General features: G+C 65.8%; 12 protein-coding genes and 1 riboswitch. Of the genes, 6 read left to right on the top strand and 6 right to left on the bottom strand.

Translation table 11 applies throughout. The annotated features are described in order from the left end of the window. Positions 1 to 6: 6 nt before the first annotated feature. The 5 genes from LK12_RS02000 to LK12_RS01980 form a co-directional block, all read right to left on the bottom strand. Entirely contained in the window at positions 7 to 2,859 is a 2,853-nt protein-coding gene (locus LK12_RS02000) for a 2-oxoglutarate dehydrogenase E1 component (protein WP_039278631.1), read from the bottom strand. 187 nt (positions 2,860 to 3,046) lie between these two features. After that, complete coding sequence (gene sucD, locus LK12_RS01995; protein WP_039278629.1) at positions 3,047 to 3,937, bottom strand: succinate--CoA ligase subunit alpha; 891 nt, start codon at positions 3,935 to 3,937, stop codon at positions 3,047 to 3,049. A gap of 121 nt (positions 3,938 to 4,058) precedes the next feature. After that, a complete protein-coding gene (gene mdh, locus LK12_RS01990; protein WP_039278626.1) occupies positions 4,059 to 5,021 on the bottom strand; it encodes a malate dehydrogenase in 963 nt (320 codons plus the stop codon). Between the two features lie 373 nt (positions 5,022 to 5,394). Further along, positions 5,395 to 5,754 carry a hypothetical protein gene (locus LK12_RS01985; RefSeq protein WP_039278623.1) on the bottom strand — a complete coding sequence of 120 codons (360 nt, stop codon included), beginning with the start codon at positions 5,752 to 5,754 and terminating at the stop codon, positions 5,395 to 5,397. 159 nt (positions 5,755 to 5,913) lie between these two features. After that, positions 5,914 to 7,044 (bottom strand): cell wall hydrolase, encoded by a 1,131-nt coding sequence (locus LK12_RS01980; RefSeq protein ID WP_052223091.1) that lies wholly within the window; start codon positions 7,042 to 7,044, stop codon positions 5,914 to 5,916. Positions 7,045 to 7,250: 206 nt separating this feature from the next. Then, positions 7,251 to 7,440: riboswitch (cobalamin riboswitch) on the top strand. 95 nt (positions 7,441 to 7,535) lie between these two features. On the opposite strand from LK12_RS01980, the gene LK12_RS01975 reads away from it, so the two are divergent. The 4 genes from LK12_RS01975 (at position 7,536) to LK12_RS01960 (ending at position 11,951) form a co-directional block, all read left to right on the top strand. Continuing rightward, complete coding sequence (locus tag LK12_RS01975; RefSeq protein WP_039278619.1) at positions 7,536 to 9,350, top strand: TonB-dependent receptor domain-containing protein; 1,815 nt, start codon at positions 7,536 to 7,538, stop codon at positions 9,348 to 9,350. A 110-nt stretch (positions 9,351 to 9,460) separates the two neighbouring features. Continuing rightward, positions 9,461 to 10,252 (top strand): ABC transporter substrate-binding protein, encoded by a 792-nt coding sequence (locus tag LK12_RS01970; RefSeq protein WP_231568193.1) that lies wholly within the window; start codon positions 9,461 to 9,463, stop codon positions 10,250 to 10,252. Continuing rightward, positions 10,249 to 11,214 (top strand): FecCD family ABC transporter permease, encoded by a 966-nt coding sequence (locus LK12_RS01965; protein ID WP_039278617.1) that lies wholly within the window; start codon positions 10,249 to 10,251, stop codon positions 11,212 to 11,214. Before LK12_RS01970 ends, LK12_RS01965 begins: the two co-directional genes overlap by 4 nt. Then, positions 11,211 to 11,951, top strand: coding sequence for an ABC transporter ATP-binding protein (locus tag LK12_RS01960; RefSeq protein WP_039278614.1), 741 nt, complete (start codon positions 11,211 to 11,213; stop codon positions 11,949 to 11,951). The genes LK12_RS01965 and LK12_RS01960 overlap by 4 nt, the downstream gene beginning before the upstream one ends. A 12-nt stretch (positions 11,952 to 11,963) precedes the next feature. On the opposite strand, the gene LK12_RS01955 is transcribed toward LK12_RS01960, so the two are convergent. Beyond that, entirely contained in the window at positions 11,964 to 12,578 is a 615-nt protein-coding gene (locus LK12_RS01955; protein ID WP_052223090.1) for an HdeD family acid-resistance protein, read from the bottom strand. Between the two features lie 267 nt (positions 12,579 to 12,845). Between LK12_RS01955 and LK12_RS01950 the strand changes: the two genes are divergently transcribed. Both LK12_RS01950 and LK12_RS24850 read left to right on the top strand, forming a co-directional pair. Beyond that, positions 12,846 to 13,472: a hypothetical protein gene (locus LK12_RS01950; RefSeq protein WP_039278612.1), complete on the top strand. Its 627-nt coding sequence runs from the start codon at positions 12,846 to 12,848 to the stop codon at positions 13,470 to 13,472. After that, positions 13,456 to 13,884, top strand: a complete 429-nt coding sequence (locus LK12_RS24850; protein ID WP_052223089.1) for a hypothetical protein — start codon at positions 13,456 to 13,458, stop codon at positions 13,882 to 13,884. The genes LK12_RS01950 and LK12_RS24850 overlap by 17 nt, the downstream gene beginning before the upstream one ends. The last annotated feature ends 71 nt before the right edge of the window (positions 13,885 to 13,955 follow it).

Genomic DNA, 13,955 nt, shown 5'->3' with positions numbered 1-13,955 from the left:
TTTATCTCAAGCCTTCTGCTTGCGACGGAGTTCGGAACGGACGGAAAGGTGCAGCGCGTCGGCGACCAGCGCGGCCTGTTCGGATACGTGCCGCTTGGCGAGGCCGGTTGCCGGAGAGGCCGAGCCGTGGCGGCCGGCATAGCGGGGGCGCGGGGCCTTCGCCCCGGCTTCCTTGGCGGCTTCCTCGATCTGCGATTCGACGAAGAACCAGGCGCCATTGTTGCGCGGCTCTTCCTGGCACCAGACGATTTCCTCGAGGTTCTTCATGCGCGAAAGGCGCAGGGCCAGCGGCTCGCCCGGGAAGGGATAGAGCTGCTCGAGGCGGATGATCTGGGTATCGTCGATCTCGTTCTCGTCGCGCGCTTCGAACAGGTCGTAGGCGACCTTGCCCGAACACAGGATGACCTTCTTGGTGTCCTTGTCCTCGGGCGCCTTGGGGTCCGAAAGGATGCGGAAGAAGTGGCCTTCGCCCACGAAGTCGTCTGCCGTCGATTTCGCCATCGGATGGCGCAGCAGCGACTTGGGTGTCATGATGACGAGCGGCTTGCGGAACGGGCGGTGCATCTGCCGGCGAAGCACGTGGAAGTAGTTCGACGGCGTGGTGATGTTGCACACCTGGATGTTGTCCTGGGCGCAGAGCTGCAGGAACCGTTCCAGGCGGGCCGAGGAGTGCTCGGGGCCCTGTCCCTCGTAGCCGTGCGGCAGCAGCAGCACGAGGCCGTTGGCACGCAGCCACTTGGCTTCGGACGCGGCGATGTACTGGTCGATGATGATCTGCGCACCGTTGGCGAAGTCGCCGAACTGCGCTTCCCACAGCACCAGAGTCTTGGGATCGGCACTGGCATAGCCGTATTCGAAGCCGAGCACGCCGTATTCGGACAGCGTCGAGTTCAGGACTTCGAAGGTGCCGTGCGGCAGGGTGTCGATCGGCGTGTACTTGTGCTCGTCCTTCTGGTCGACCCAGACGGCGTGACGCTGCGAGAAAGTACCGCGTTCACAATCCTGGCCGGACAGGCGCACGCCGTAGCCCTCGGAAACGAGGCTGCCGAACGCGAGTGCCTCGGCGGTCGCCCAGTCGAAGCCTTCGCCTGTCGCGAACATCTCGCGCTTGGCATCGAGAACGCGGCCGAGCGTCTTGTGGATGGTCAGGTCGTCGGGGACCGTGGTGAGCGTGCGGCCGAGGCTGTCGAACAGCTTGGCCTCGATGCCGGTGTGCACGTTGCGGCGCGCGGTTTCGGGATCTGCCGGCTTGTTGAAGCCGCTCCACTGCCCGCCGAACCAGTCGGCATGGTTGGACTTGTAGGTCTTGGCCGCCTCGAATTCCTTCTCGAGGTGTTCGTTGAAGGCCTTTTCCGTTTCCGGCAGGAAGGCATCGTCGATCACGCCTTCGGCCTTGAGCCGTTCGGCGTAGATCTTGCTGACCGGCGGATGCTTCTTGATCTGCGCGTACATCAGCGGCTGGGTGAAGCTGGGCTCGTCGCCCTCGTTGTGGCCGAAGCGGCGATAGCACCACATGTCGATCACGATGTCGCGCCCGAAGGTCTGGCGATAGTCGATCGCCAGCTTGCAGGCGAAGGTCACGGCCGCCGGATCGTCGCCGTTGACGTGCAGGATCGGCGCCTGGACGCCCTTGGCGACGTCGGTCGGATAGGGCGAATTGCGCGCGAAGTTCGGCGAGGTGGTGAAGCCGATCTGGTTGTTGATGACGAAGTGGATGCAGCCGCCGGTGTTGTAGCCGGCCACGCCCGAAAGGCCGAAGCACTCCCACACCACGCCCTGGCCGGCAAAGGCCGCATCGCCGTGGATGAGCACGGGCAGGACCTGCTTGTGGCGGGCATCGGGGCCGACGTCATCGCCGATGTCGTCGTAGATCGTCTGATAGGCGCGCACCTTGCCCAGCACCACCGGATTGACCGTCTCGAGGTGCGAGGGGTTGGGCATCAGGCTCATGTGCACCTTGATCCCGTCGAATTCGCGGTCCGTCGAGGTGCCGAGGTGGTACTTCACGTCGCCCGAGCCGCCCACGTCCTCGGGATTGGCGGTGCCGCCGGAGAACTCGTGGAAGATCACCTTGTAGGGCTTGGCCATGACGTTGGCGAGCACGTTGAGGCGGCCGCGGTGGGCCATGCCGTAGACGATCTGCTTCACGCCGAGCTGGCCGCCGTACTTGATCACGCCTTCGAGCGCGGGGATCATCGATTCGCCGCCGTCGAGGCCGAAGCGCTTGGTGCCGACGTATTTCTTGCCGAGGAACTTCTCGTACTGCTCGCCGCGCACCACCGCCTGGAGGATGGCCTTCTTGCCGTTCTCGGTGAACTCGATCTCCTTGTCGGCGCCTTCCATGCGTTCCTGCAGGAAGCGGCGTTCCTCGACATCGGCGATGTGCATGTATTCGAGGCCGACCTTGCCGCAGTAGTTCGCGTGCAGGATCTGCACCAGCTCGCGCACGGTGGTCCATTCGAGACCGAGGTTGCCGCCGACATAGACGGGGCGGTCCTGCGCGGCGCCGGCAAAGCCGTGGTATTCGGGCGTAAGGTCGGCGGGGAGCTTGCGCTGGGAGAGGCCGAGCGGGTCGAGATCGGCAGCGAGGTGGCCGCGCACGCGATAGGTGCGGATCAGCATCATCGCGCGGATCGCATCGGCGGCCGCTTCGTCTATGCGGGACTGGTCGACCTTGCCGCCGCCCTTGGCCGCGGCCTTGGCGATTTCCGCCTTGAGGGCCGTGGGGTCGAGGCCCTGGGTCCAGTCGTCCTCGAACTCGGCACCGACGCGGGGCCAGTTGCTACGCTGCCAGCTGGGGCCCGGCTGCGTCTCGTCGAGACCCATCTCCGGCGTGAAATCCATATTCTCGTTGCCCATAGGAATTACCTTTCGCGCGCCGGAGCCATGCGTCCGCCACATTTGAGCAATCTAGTTTCGGACTTCGGGTTCCCGGGGAGGAGGGCCGCAAGTCCGCAGGGGAGTGGTGTCTTTGCACCTTATGGTTATTGTCCGGTGGGGCGCGGATCGGGTGTTTCCCCTAGATCCGCGCCCCGACCGGAAGAAATCAGACGGTTTCCTTGAGGACTTCCACAAGGGTTTCGCCCAGCAGCGAGGGCGAGGGGCTGACACGGATGCCGGCCTCTTCCATCGCCGCGATCTTGTCCTCGGCGCCGCCCTGGCCGCCCGACACGATCGCGCCGGCGTGGCCCATGCGGCGTCCCGGAGGCGCCGTGCGGCCCGCGATGAAGCCGACCATCGGCTTCTTGCGGCCGCGCTTGGCCTCGTCCTTGAGGAACTGCGCGGCTTCTTCTTCGGCCGAGCCGCCGATCTCGCCGATCATGATGATCGACTTGGTCTCGTCGTCGGCCAGGAACAGTTCGAGGACGTCGATGAAGTTGGTGCCGTTGACCGGGTCACCGCCGATGCCCACGGCCGTGGTCTGGCCGAGGCCCGCGTTGGTGGTCTGGAACACGGCTTCGTAGGTGAGGGTGCCGGAACGGCTGACGACGCCGACCGAACCCTTGGAGAAGATGTTGCCGGGCATGATGCCGATCTTGCACTCGTTCGGCGTCAGCACGCCGGGGCAGTTCGGGCCGATCAGGCGCGACTTCGAACCGGTCAGCGCGCGCTTCACCGGGATCATGTCGAGAACGGGAATGCCCTCGGTGATGCAGATGATCAGCTCGATCTCGGCATCGATCGCCTCGAGGATCGCGTCGGCGGCGCCTGCCGGCGGTACGTAGACGCACGAAGCGGTGGCGCCGGTCGCGGCCTTGGCTTCGGCCACGGTGTTGAACTGCGGCAGGCCGAGGTGCTCGGTGCCGCCCTTGCCCGGGGTCACGCCCGCAACCATCTGCGTGCCGTAGTCGAGCGCGGCCTGCGTGTGGAAGCTGCCGGTCGAGCCGGTCATGCCCTGGGTAATGACCTTGGTATTCTTGTCGACGAGAATGGACATGGGATTTTCCTGTTCCTGATCTTGGAAACAGCCCGTGAAGGCTGGGGAGGCACCAAGCAACTATTCGCCTCGGACGACACTGGCCTTACAAGGAGGCCGGTGTCGCCGGGCCGATTGGCATTCAGGCCAGCGAGCTGTCGATGCCCTTGCAGGCAACCAGCAGTTCCTTGACCGCATCGATCGAGACCTGAAGGCCGGCCTTGGCCTTCTCGTCGAGGTCGATTTCGATGACCTGCTCGACGCCGTCCTTGCCGATCATGACGGGCACGCCGACGTAAAGGCCGTCGACGCCGTACTGGCCGGTGAGGTGCGCGGCGCAGGGCAGGATGCGCTTCTGGTCGCCGAGGTAGCTTTCAGCCATGGAGATCGCAGAGGCGGCAGGCGCGTAGAAGGCCGAACCGGTCTTGAGCAGGCCGACGATCTCGCCGCCGCCGCTTGCGGTGCGCTTGACGATGGCGTCGATGCGCTCCTGCGTCGAGCGGCCCATCTTGATGAGGTCGGGAACGGGGATGCCCTTGACGGTCGAGTACTCGACGATCGGCACCATGGTGTCGCCGTGTCCGCCCAGAACGAACGAAGTCACGTCGCGGACCGACACGCCGAATTCCCAGGCGAGGAAGGTCGAGAAGCGGGCCGAGTCGAGCACGCCGGCCATGCCGACGACCTTGTTGTGGGGCAGTCCGGAGAATTCGCGCAGCGCCCAGACCATCGCGTCGAGCGGGTTGGTGATGCAGATCACGAATGCATCGGGGCAGTTGTCGCGGATGCCTTCGCCGACTGCCTTCATGACCTTGAGGTTGATACCCAGCAGGTCGTCGCGGCTCATGCCGGGCTTGCGGGGAACGCCGGCAGTGACGATCACGACGTCGGCGCCTGCGATGTCCTTGTAATCGTTGGTGCCGGTGATGAAGGCGTCGAAGCCTTCGACCGGGCCGCACTGCGACAGGTCGAGTGCCTTGCCCTGGGGAATGCCTTCGGCGATGTCGAATAGAACGACGTCGCCCAGTTCCTTCTGCGCGGCGAGGTGCGCGAGCGTACCGCCGATGTTGCCTGCGCCGATGAGGGCAATCTTCTTACGAGCCATGATGCGTGCGTGTCCTTCCCAAGGCGGGATTGCCGGACTTCAAGGCGGCCTGCTCCATCCCGCAAAGGCAGGCGCCGATGTTGCAGAGCGGGCCCTACGCCCCTCGATCCGACATTGCAACCGCGAAAAGCCGCATTTCAGCTCGAACGGGGCATATTTAAATGATAATAGTTCGCAATTGCAAGTAAACGTGGCGGGCTGTTCTTTGCCTTCGTGCAAAAGGCCCCTTTGAGGGCAAGTCGAAAGCCGTGCAGCCCTGTTCTCCCGATAAAATCGGTCGGGCACAAGACGTGCGGACACGACTCGTCCCAAGCACGGCGCGGTTGCCCTGCTGCCGGGCAAGACCTTCAGTCAGGCGGAGTGTCGGTAGGAGTCAGGCGTCTTGCGAAAAGTTACGGGCGCAAGCGTCCGCCATGCGGCGATCGAAGTGCCGGCAGATCGACAGCCATTGCTCGCGACTGTCGCTGTCGCCGCAGGCGTCGGCCTGTTCGGCTTCCTCGCACGCCTTCACCGCAGCGCCCAGACCGTGACGGGCAAAGTGCCGCAGCGCTTCGGCAAGAACCTGGTCATGGCCATCGCAATTGCTGTTGGCCGGCCTGGCCGGACGGTTGGATCTGCGCAGAGGCGTGGAGGGACGATTGTCGTTTGCCGCCCCAAGCGGGGCCGAAAGGCACAGCGCGCGGGCAATCGCGGGTGTCGCGCCACCCCATGCCGCAGCAAATCGGATTGTCATGGTCGGGGGGCTCCAAGCATATCAAGCGGCTTCATGCCCTGAGTTTAGCCATCAGGCGCTAAGCAATGGTGTTCGGCTTTGGTTGCCTAATTCTTCATCACGCCGAATCACTTTGTTAAGATTCTAACCGTCTGGGGCTGCGCCGTTTTCGTCTGGGGATCAGCTTCCGGGCTGGGCGATCCATCGGCCTGAGTTAGCGAATTCGGGTTTGATGCCTCGCGCCTCTGGAAGGTTCGATGCCCGGTAAAGCGCGTCGCCGCCCCGGCTGCGCAATTCGCTGGTATATATTGGTGTGGCCGTCGCCGCAGGGGAGGGGGCTTCCTCCGTGCGCGCCTTTATCGGTTCTGCGGATGCGAATGTGCGTTGCACCGCTGCGGGATCCAGAACGGTGTCGGGCGCGTCGGACGGAAGCCGGGCGTGCGGGCGGGCTGCCGGCTCGCCGCCGAGATAGGCGAAACGGAAAGTGGCGGGACGCCCGGCAGCGCCGTTGAAGCGATAGAACCGGTGGGCGCCGATAGTGCCCATGTAGTGCAGGCTCGAAGCCCAGTAGGGGTGAACCTGAAGCGTGTGATAATGCGTGGCGAGCCCGACCGGCGCATAGACGTAACCGTCCAGGGCCTGTCGCGCCACGGTCCTCGCGCGATCCCAGAACAGCCGGGAAGGGTGCCGGGCCAGCGAACCGTCGCAGCTGAAGGAGAACTGGCACCCCGATGCCCGTTCGGATCCTTCGTAGACGACCCCGCATACGCTGTTGGGATAGGCGGGATGGGCGACGCGGTTGAGCACCACTTGCGCCACTGCACGCTGTCCGGCTTCGGATTCGCTGGCGGCTTCGTAGTAAATGGCCGCCGTGAGGCATTGCAGCGCCCGCGTGCGGTCGACGCCCGAATTGTCGATCTGGAGCGGGCGGGCCGCCGGCCCGTCGCCGGCAGCGGAATTGCTCGGCGCCACGTCGGCATCGGAATGGATGCCTTCCCCGACTTTCAGGACAGGCTTTTCGACCTCGAGATAATAGAAGGCCGAACCGGGAAAGGTGGATCCCGCCTTTTCGAACGGCATCGGTTCGACCGGGGTGTCGTTTGCGACGGCATCGGCGATCCGAAACCGTTCCCAGCCCTGGGGCGCGGCAAAGGCCGGCAGGGCGACCGCCGCGAGTGCCGTGACGCTCAACGCCCAGGGCCGTTTCACCTGCATCGGCGCGCGTCCGGCATGGCGAGCCTTGCGATGGAAGCGGGCGGCAAAGGCGCGCGGCCGCTCTTCGCGCCAATCGGCCCACGGCTGGTCAGACATGTCGGTGGCTGAAGACACTCGCTTCCTTTCGCAGCGTCGAAACGCAGGGACGCAACCCTGTCGCTAGCCCGGCTTCATGGTCCCCGCATCCCGGCATTCGCTCCCGTCCCCGGGTGGGACATGGTCTTCGCTTAGCCTTAATCCCTTAAGAATTCGCACTGACCGCACCGCCCCGGTTACTTGCCAAGCTTGCGCGATCGCTTTATCGGCGCGGTCACGTCATGGGTTGTCCGGGTAACCGGGCCTAAGAGGGAAGTCGGTTCAATTCCGGCGCTGCCCCCGCAACTGTGACCGGGGAGTCCGCACTCCACATGCCACTGGCCGCGAATGGGCTGGGAAGGCGAGGGCGGGCATTGATCCGGGAGCCAGGAGACCTGCCCGAGACGGTCGTTCCGCGCCGGGCGGGGTGTACCGGAAAGCAGCGAGACCCGCGTCGCAGACGTGCGTCCTCCGCCATGAACGGCATTTCGTTCAAGGTTCGGAGTCTATTTATGAAATATCTGTATCTGCTTGGTGCTGCTCTTGTGGTCAGTACACCCGCCATGGCGGCGGACAACGATCCCATCGTCGTGACCGCCATGCGTGAGCCGACCCCGGTTACCCAGATCGGCCAGGCGATCAGCATCATTACTCGCGACGAGATCGAACGCACGCAGGCGACCACCGCCACCGAAGTGCTTGCGCGTGTGCCCGGCGTTTCGGTGACCAATTCGGGCGGCTTCGGCCAGCCCTCCAGCGTATTCATCCGTGGTGCGGACAATGCGCAGAGCCTGGTGCTGATCGACGGCGTGCGCATCAACGATCCGGGTGATGTCGGCGGCGGTTTCGATTTCGGCGCGCTCACCATCGGCCAGTTCGACCGCGTGGAAGTGGTGCGCGGCTCGGCCGGCGTGATCTGGGGTAGCCGCGCGATCGGCGGCGTCATCAACTTCATCACCAAGCGCCCCACCGAGCAGTGGCACGGGCAGGCGCAGGCGGAATACGGCTGGCGCGACCGCAAGCAGGTTAGCGCCTCGGCGGCCGGCATGCTCGGCCCCGTCGGCCTGACGCTGGGTGGCAACTGGCTGAAGGGCGACGGCTATTCCGCCTTCAACGAACGCCGCGGTGGTACCGAGAAGGACGGCTTCGAAAGCAAGAGCGCCAATGCCCGCGCCGAAGTGGAACTGAGCCCGGGCCTGTCGGTCGATGCCGGCGGGTACTGGACCAAGGCCAACTACGATTACGACGGTTTCGGTGCCGACGCGCTCAATGTCGGCCTCAAGCGGGACACGCTGGGCTATGCCAATGTGCGCTACAAGGGGGTCGACGGACGCCTTTCCGCGCGTCTCGGCTATGGCCTGACAGACACCCGCCGCATTTCCGACGATGCCGTATGGGGCCCCTACGAGACCAACGGCAAGGTCGAGCGCTTCGAAGGGCAGGCCTCGTTCGCGCCGGTCGAGCTGGTCTCGGTGCTGGTCGGGGCGGAGACCGAGAAGCAGAAATTCGACGACAACTACGGATCGCAGGATTCGACCTCGATCGACAGTGTCTACGGGAACCTCACCCTGCACCTGCTGGCGGGCCTCACGCTCAACGGCGGTCTGCGCTACGACGACAATTCGGACTTCGGCGACAAGACCACCTTCGCCGCCAACGGCGCCTGGGTGATCGGTTCGGGCGTCGATGCCCCGGTGCTGCGCGCCAGCTATGGCGAGGGCTTCAAGGCGCCTTCGCTCTATCAGCTCTATACCAACGCCGGTTTCCGTGCGCTCGATCCCGAGACCTCGAAGGGATGGGACGTGGGATTCGAGCAGCCCTTTGCCGAAGGCACGGGCCGCTTCACGCTGACCTACTTCGACCGCAAGACGAAGAACCTCATCGACTACGACTTCGCCAACTGGAACTACTACAACGTCGGCCGTGCCCGCGCGCAGGGTGTTGAACTGGGCATGCAGGTGGCGAACTGGAACGGCTTCGACGTGAACCTGTCCTACACCTATCTCGACGCGACCGACGAGAATACGGGGACGCGGCTGGCACGGCGGCCGAAGTCCAATCTCTACGCCAGTCTCGACAAGGCCTGGGATCTCGGGCTGCGGCTCGGCGCGGACCTGCGCGTGGGCGGCGGGCGTTACGACGACATGGCGAACAGCCAGTACGTCGATGGGCACCTCGTCGTCGGCCTGCGCGGCGCCTTTGCCGTGACCGACAATGTCGAGGTCTATGGCCGGGTCGAGAACCTGTTCGACGAGCACTATGAAGTGGTGCGGACCTACGGCACCCCCGGCCGCTCGGCCTATGCCGGGGTGCGGGTAAAGATGTGACCTTGCGCCTTCCTTCGTCGTCCCCGCGCAAGCGGAAGGGCCCGGACCTCCGCACTGTGCTGTGGATCGGGTTCTTTGTGCTCGCGGGGATGGCGTTGGCGGGGTGTGCCGTGGAAGCGGATACCCCGGCGCGGGCAGTGAAGCGGCCCACCATCGTCTCGCTCAACCCCTGCAGCGACGCGGTGCTGGCCGAAGTGGCCGCGCCCGGCCAGTTGCTGGCGGTCTCGCACTACAGCCACGACCGCGCCTCCGCCTCGATGGACGTCGATCTCGCGCGGCGCTTCCCGGCGACGTCGGGATCGGTCGAGGAAGTGGCCGCGTTGGACCCGGACGTGGTGGTGGCGGGCAGCTTCCTTGCCCCCGCCACGCGTCAGGCGCTCGACGACTTGGGCATCCGCGTGGTGACCATGGCGATGCCCGCCGACATCACGACTTCCGAAGCGCAAGTGCGCGAACTGGCGGATCTTTCCGGCAATCCGCAGGCGGGCAGGGCGATGATAGATCGCATAGAGAACGCCATGGCGCAGAGCGCCGCGCCTGCCGGTCAGGCGCCGGTGCCTGCGCTGGTATGGGAATCTGGCGGGATCGTCGCCGGCGACGGCACGCTGATCGCCGACCTTCTCAAGCATGCGGGCTTTGCCAATGGCGCGGCGGCGCGGGGGCTGTCGCAGGCGGACTTCCTGCCGCTCGAACGCGTGCTGGCCCAGCCGCCGCGGGTGATCTTCGCAGTGGGCAATCGGCAGTCGCAGGAAGACCGGATGCTGCGCCATCCCGCGCTCTCGGCGCTTGAGGGCACGGTGCGCAAGCGGCTCGACAGTTCGCTGCTGTGGTGCGGCGGCCCGACCATCCCGCGCGCGCTCGAAAGGCTGCGCGCGGTGCGGCGGGAGGTGGCGGCACCATGAACCAGCGTCTCATCCTGATCCTGCTGCTGGCCATCGCGGCGGCCGTGCCGCTTTCTTTGCTGGCGGGCCGGGTCTGGATCGATCCGCTGGCGCCCGAAACGCGCAATGCCTCGGTGATCCTCATGCAGCTTCGCCTGCCGCGCGCGGTGCTGGCGCTGGTGCTCGGCGCCGGGCTGGGGGCGTCGGGCGCGGCCATGCAGGGCTTTCTGCGCAATCCGCTCGCCGATCCGGGCCTGTTCGGCATTGCGCCCGGCGCCGCACTCGGCGCGGTACTGAGTTTCTGGACCGGCTATGCCGCTTCCACCTATCTGCTTCCGGTCTTCGCGCTTGTCGGGGCGGGCGGGGCGATGGCGCTGCTGGCGCTGATCGCCGGGCGCGAGGGTGGGGTGGCGCTGTTTACGCTCGCGGGTCTGATGATTTCCAGCCTCGCCGGGGCGCTGATGAGCCTTGCCATCAGCCTTTCGCCCACGCCCTTCGCCATGAGCGAGATCGTGACCTGGCTGATGGGCACGCTGGCCGACCGCTCGTGGCGCGAAGTCTGGATCGCCACGCCTTTCACTTTGGCGGGCATCGGCGTGCTGATCGCTGCCGGGCGCAGCCTCGATGCTCTGACGCTGGGTGAAGCGGCGGCGCGTTCGCTCGGGGTCGATCCGCGCCGTCTGCAGGCGCTGATGATCGCCGGGATCGGGCTTACGGTCGGCGCGGGCGTCGCAGTCGCGGGGATCATCGGCTTCGTCGGACTGGTCGTGCCGCATCTGGTGCGTCCGCTCACCGACCGGCGGCCCAGTTCGCTGATCGTCCCGAGCGCGCTGGCAGGGGCGCTGCTGCTGCTGATCGCCGACTGCCTCTGCCGTATCCTGCCGCTGGCGGGCGGCGAACTGCGGCTTGGCATAGCGCTCAGCCTGCTCGGCGCGCCGTTCTTCCTGCACTTGCTGCTCAAGATGCGCAGGGGGCTGGCATGAGCCTGCAGGCCTGTGATCTCGGCGTGAAAGAACGGCTCGAGGCGTTGACGCTCGCGTTGAACCCGGGCGAGATTACTGCGATCTGCGGGCCAAACGGCGCAGGCAAGTCCACGCTGCTTTCGTGCCTTGCCGGATTGCTGGAACTCGATGCGGGCCATGTTGCGCTCGACGGGGAATGGCTGGGGCGCCTGCGTCCTCAGGCGCGCGCACGGGCGCTGGGCTACCTGCCGCAATCGCCCGAAGTCGCCTGGGACGTGTCGGTCGAAGTGCTGATCTCGCTGGGCCGCTTGCCCTGGCGCGGCGCCCCGGCATCGGAGGCGCAGGCCGCCATCGACGACGCGATTGCGGCGATGGACCTGGAAGACTTCCGCCACCGTCCGGTCTCGCAGCTATCCGGCGGCGAGCGGGCGCGGGCGCTCATGGCGCGGGTGCTGGCGACGCGGCCCGGCTGGTTGCTCGCGGACGAGCCGCTGGCCAATCTCGACCTCGCCCACGCCGCGGCGCTGGTGCACCGCTTCTGCGAGCAGGCGGCGGCGGGCCGGGGCGTGGTGCTCGTCCTGCACGACCTGTCCATGGCGATGAACCATGCCGATCGGGTGGTTGTGCTCGATAAGGGTCGGCTGGCCGCGGATGGTCCACCCGCACAGGCGTTGTCGGAAGAGGTGATCGCTCGCGTGTGGCGCTGCCCCGCGCGCTGGCTGGGAGAGCCGGGCGCGCGGGCGTTGTCGGTGGGGTAAGGGGCAGTCCCCTCAGTCCCGCCGCCGCAGGCGGAACGAAAGCGCGATCAGCAGGACGCCGGAAACCAGTGCATAGGCGCCGATCAACCAGGCGACGGCGAGCAGGGTCAATGCGGGTGACGTCCAGAGCAGATAGATCAAGGCTGCTGCGAGGATGAGGCCGGTCACGCCCAGGAAACCAAGCACCCACTCGTTGCGAATATCCTTGCGCAGGCGGATGGCTGCGGCGATCTGGCCGATGCCGGTGGCGAGGTAGAAGGCGGCCATGAACGCCACGAGCAGGAAGGCATAGGCCATCGTACTCATCAGTGGCCAGATGACGAACAGTACGCCGACGGCAAGGCCGACCACGCCGTTGAAGATGAACCAGCCCCAGCGCTCGGTGTGATGGCGGGCGCCGCGAATGCCGGTGATCGTCGAGAACAGGCCGTCCGCGAACGTGAAGGCTGCGAAGACCAGCGCTGCGGCCAACACGGCGGTGCCGGGCAGCAGCAGGGCCACGATGCCGAAGGCAATGGCCAGGACGCCGCGCAGAAGGAACCAGTTGGCATTGTGGCGCGGCAGTTTGAACAGGTTCCATTCGGTCGTGGAGGCCGTCGGATAGGGCTCAGCCGATGCATTTGCCATGATGCTACTCCGCGTTTGCGTTTCCACCCCCGGATTGCATGGTCCTGAAACGAATGGCCGGCGGACGAGGTTCCGCACGCACCGCCTCCCGGTCGCCGGTTTCGTGTCACAATTGGTATCAGATGGACGCGCCGCCCGCTGTCCGCAATCGCTGCATCAAACGCGACGAAGCGTTGGGCCAGGCCGCAACCTCAGGCGTCCATCCGCGCTTTCTCTGCCACGGGAACGGAGTGCGAAAGCACCCTGCGGAATGATTGGAGAAGGACCGTGATAACGATTACCCCGCTTGCCTTGGCGATCGGCCTTATCGTGTTGGCCGTGATCGTCGGCGGTGCTGTGTTGTATATGCGCAGTCGCCGCTCCCATGCCCTCAGACAGCGCTTCGGCCACGAATACGACCGTACCGTGGACGAGGCCGGTGGCGCCCATCGCGCGGAAACCATCCTGCACGAGCGCGAAAAGCGCGTCGAAAGCTTCGATATCCGGCCGCTGTCGCCGGAAAGCCGTCGCCGGTACATCGATGACTGGAAGAGGATCCAGGCCCGCTTCGTGGACTCGCCTGCCGACGCCGTGACGCGGGCCGATGTGCTGGTCGGCGAAGTGATGGAAGAGCGTGGCTATCCCGTCACCGATTTCGAACAGCGCTCGGCCGACCTTTCGGTCGATCACGGCGATGTCGTCGACAACTACCGCAGTGGTCACGCCATCGCCGAACGCCATGCGCGGGGCGAGGCCGATACCGAGGACCTGCGCAAGGCGATGATCCATTACCGGGCGCTTTTCGACGATCTCGTCCACGAACCGGTGGACAGCCGGCCGGTCGTGGCGAACCGCGAAGGCCGCGTGGTCGACATGCGCAAGGAAAGGGAGACGCACCATGACGGAACCCGTTGAAGAACGCGTGCGTGCCGATCACGCGCCAGCGACCGGTGACGGTCCCATCGAGGGCGGAAAGACGGACGGTCGTGCGATAGGCGGCACCGCCGATATCGCGCGGGCCGGCGTTGCCTCCGAGCCGGAGACGGCCGGACACACAGCCGATGCGCTGTTTCCTCCGGCCGAGGCGGAAAGCCTGCGGAAGCGTTGGGATACCGTGCAGACCGGCTTCGTCGACGAGCCGCGTCGCGCGGTGGAGGATGCCGATGCCCTTGTCGCCTCGGCCATGAAACAGCTGGCCGAGACGTTCGCGCGAGAACGCTCGAACCTCGAACACCAGTGGGATCGCGGCGAAGGGGTCTCAACCGAGGATCTGCGCATGGCGCTCAAGCGCTACCGTGCGTTCTTCGGCCGTCTTCTGTCGATCTGAAAGAAGAAAGGGCGCGAAAACGCGCCCTTTCTGGCAATGCGAAAACCCGGCGGCAGGTCGTCCTGCCGCCG

Origin of the sequence: Novosphingobium malaysiense, assembly GCF_000802225.1 — a bacterium.
Lineage (GTDB): Bacteria > Pseudomonadota > Alphaproteobacteria > Sphingomonadales > Sphingomonadaceae > Novosphingobium > Novosphingobium malaysiense.
The sequence above is the reverse complement of the archived record's forward strand: the minus strand, read 5'-3'. Positions and strand labels throughout refer to the sequence as shown.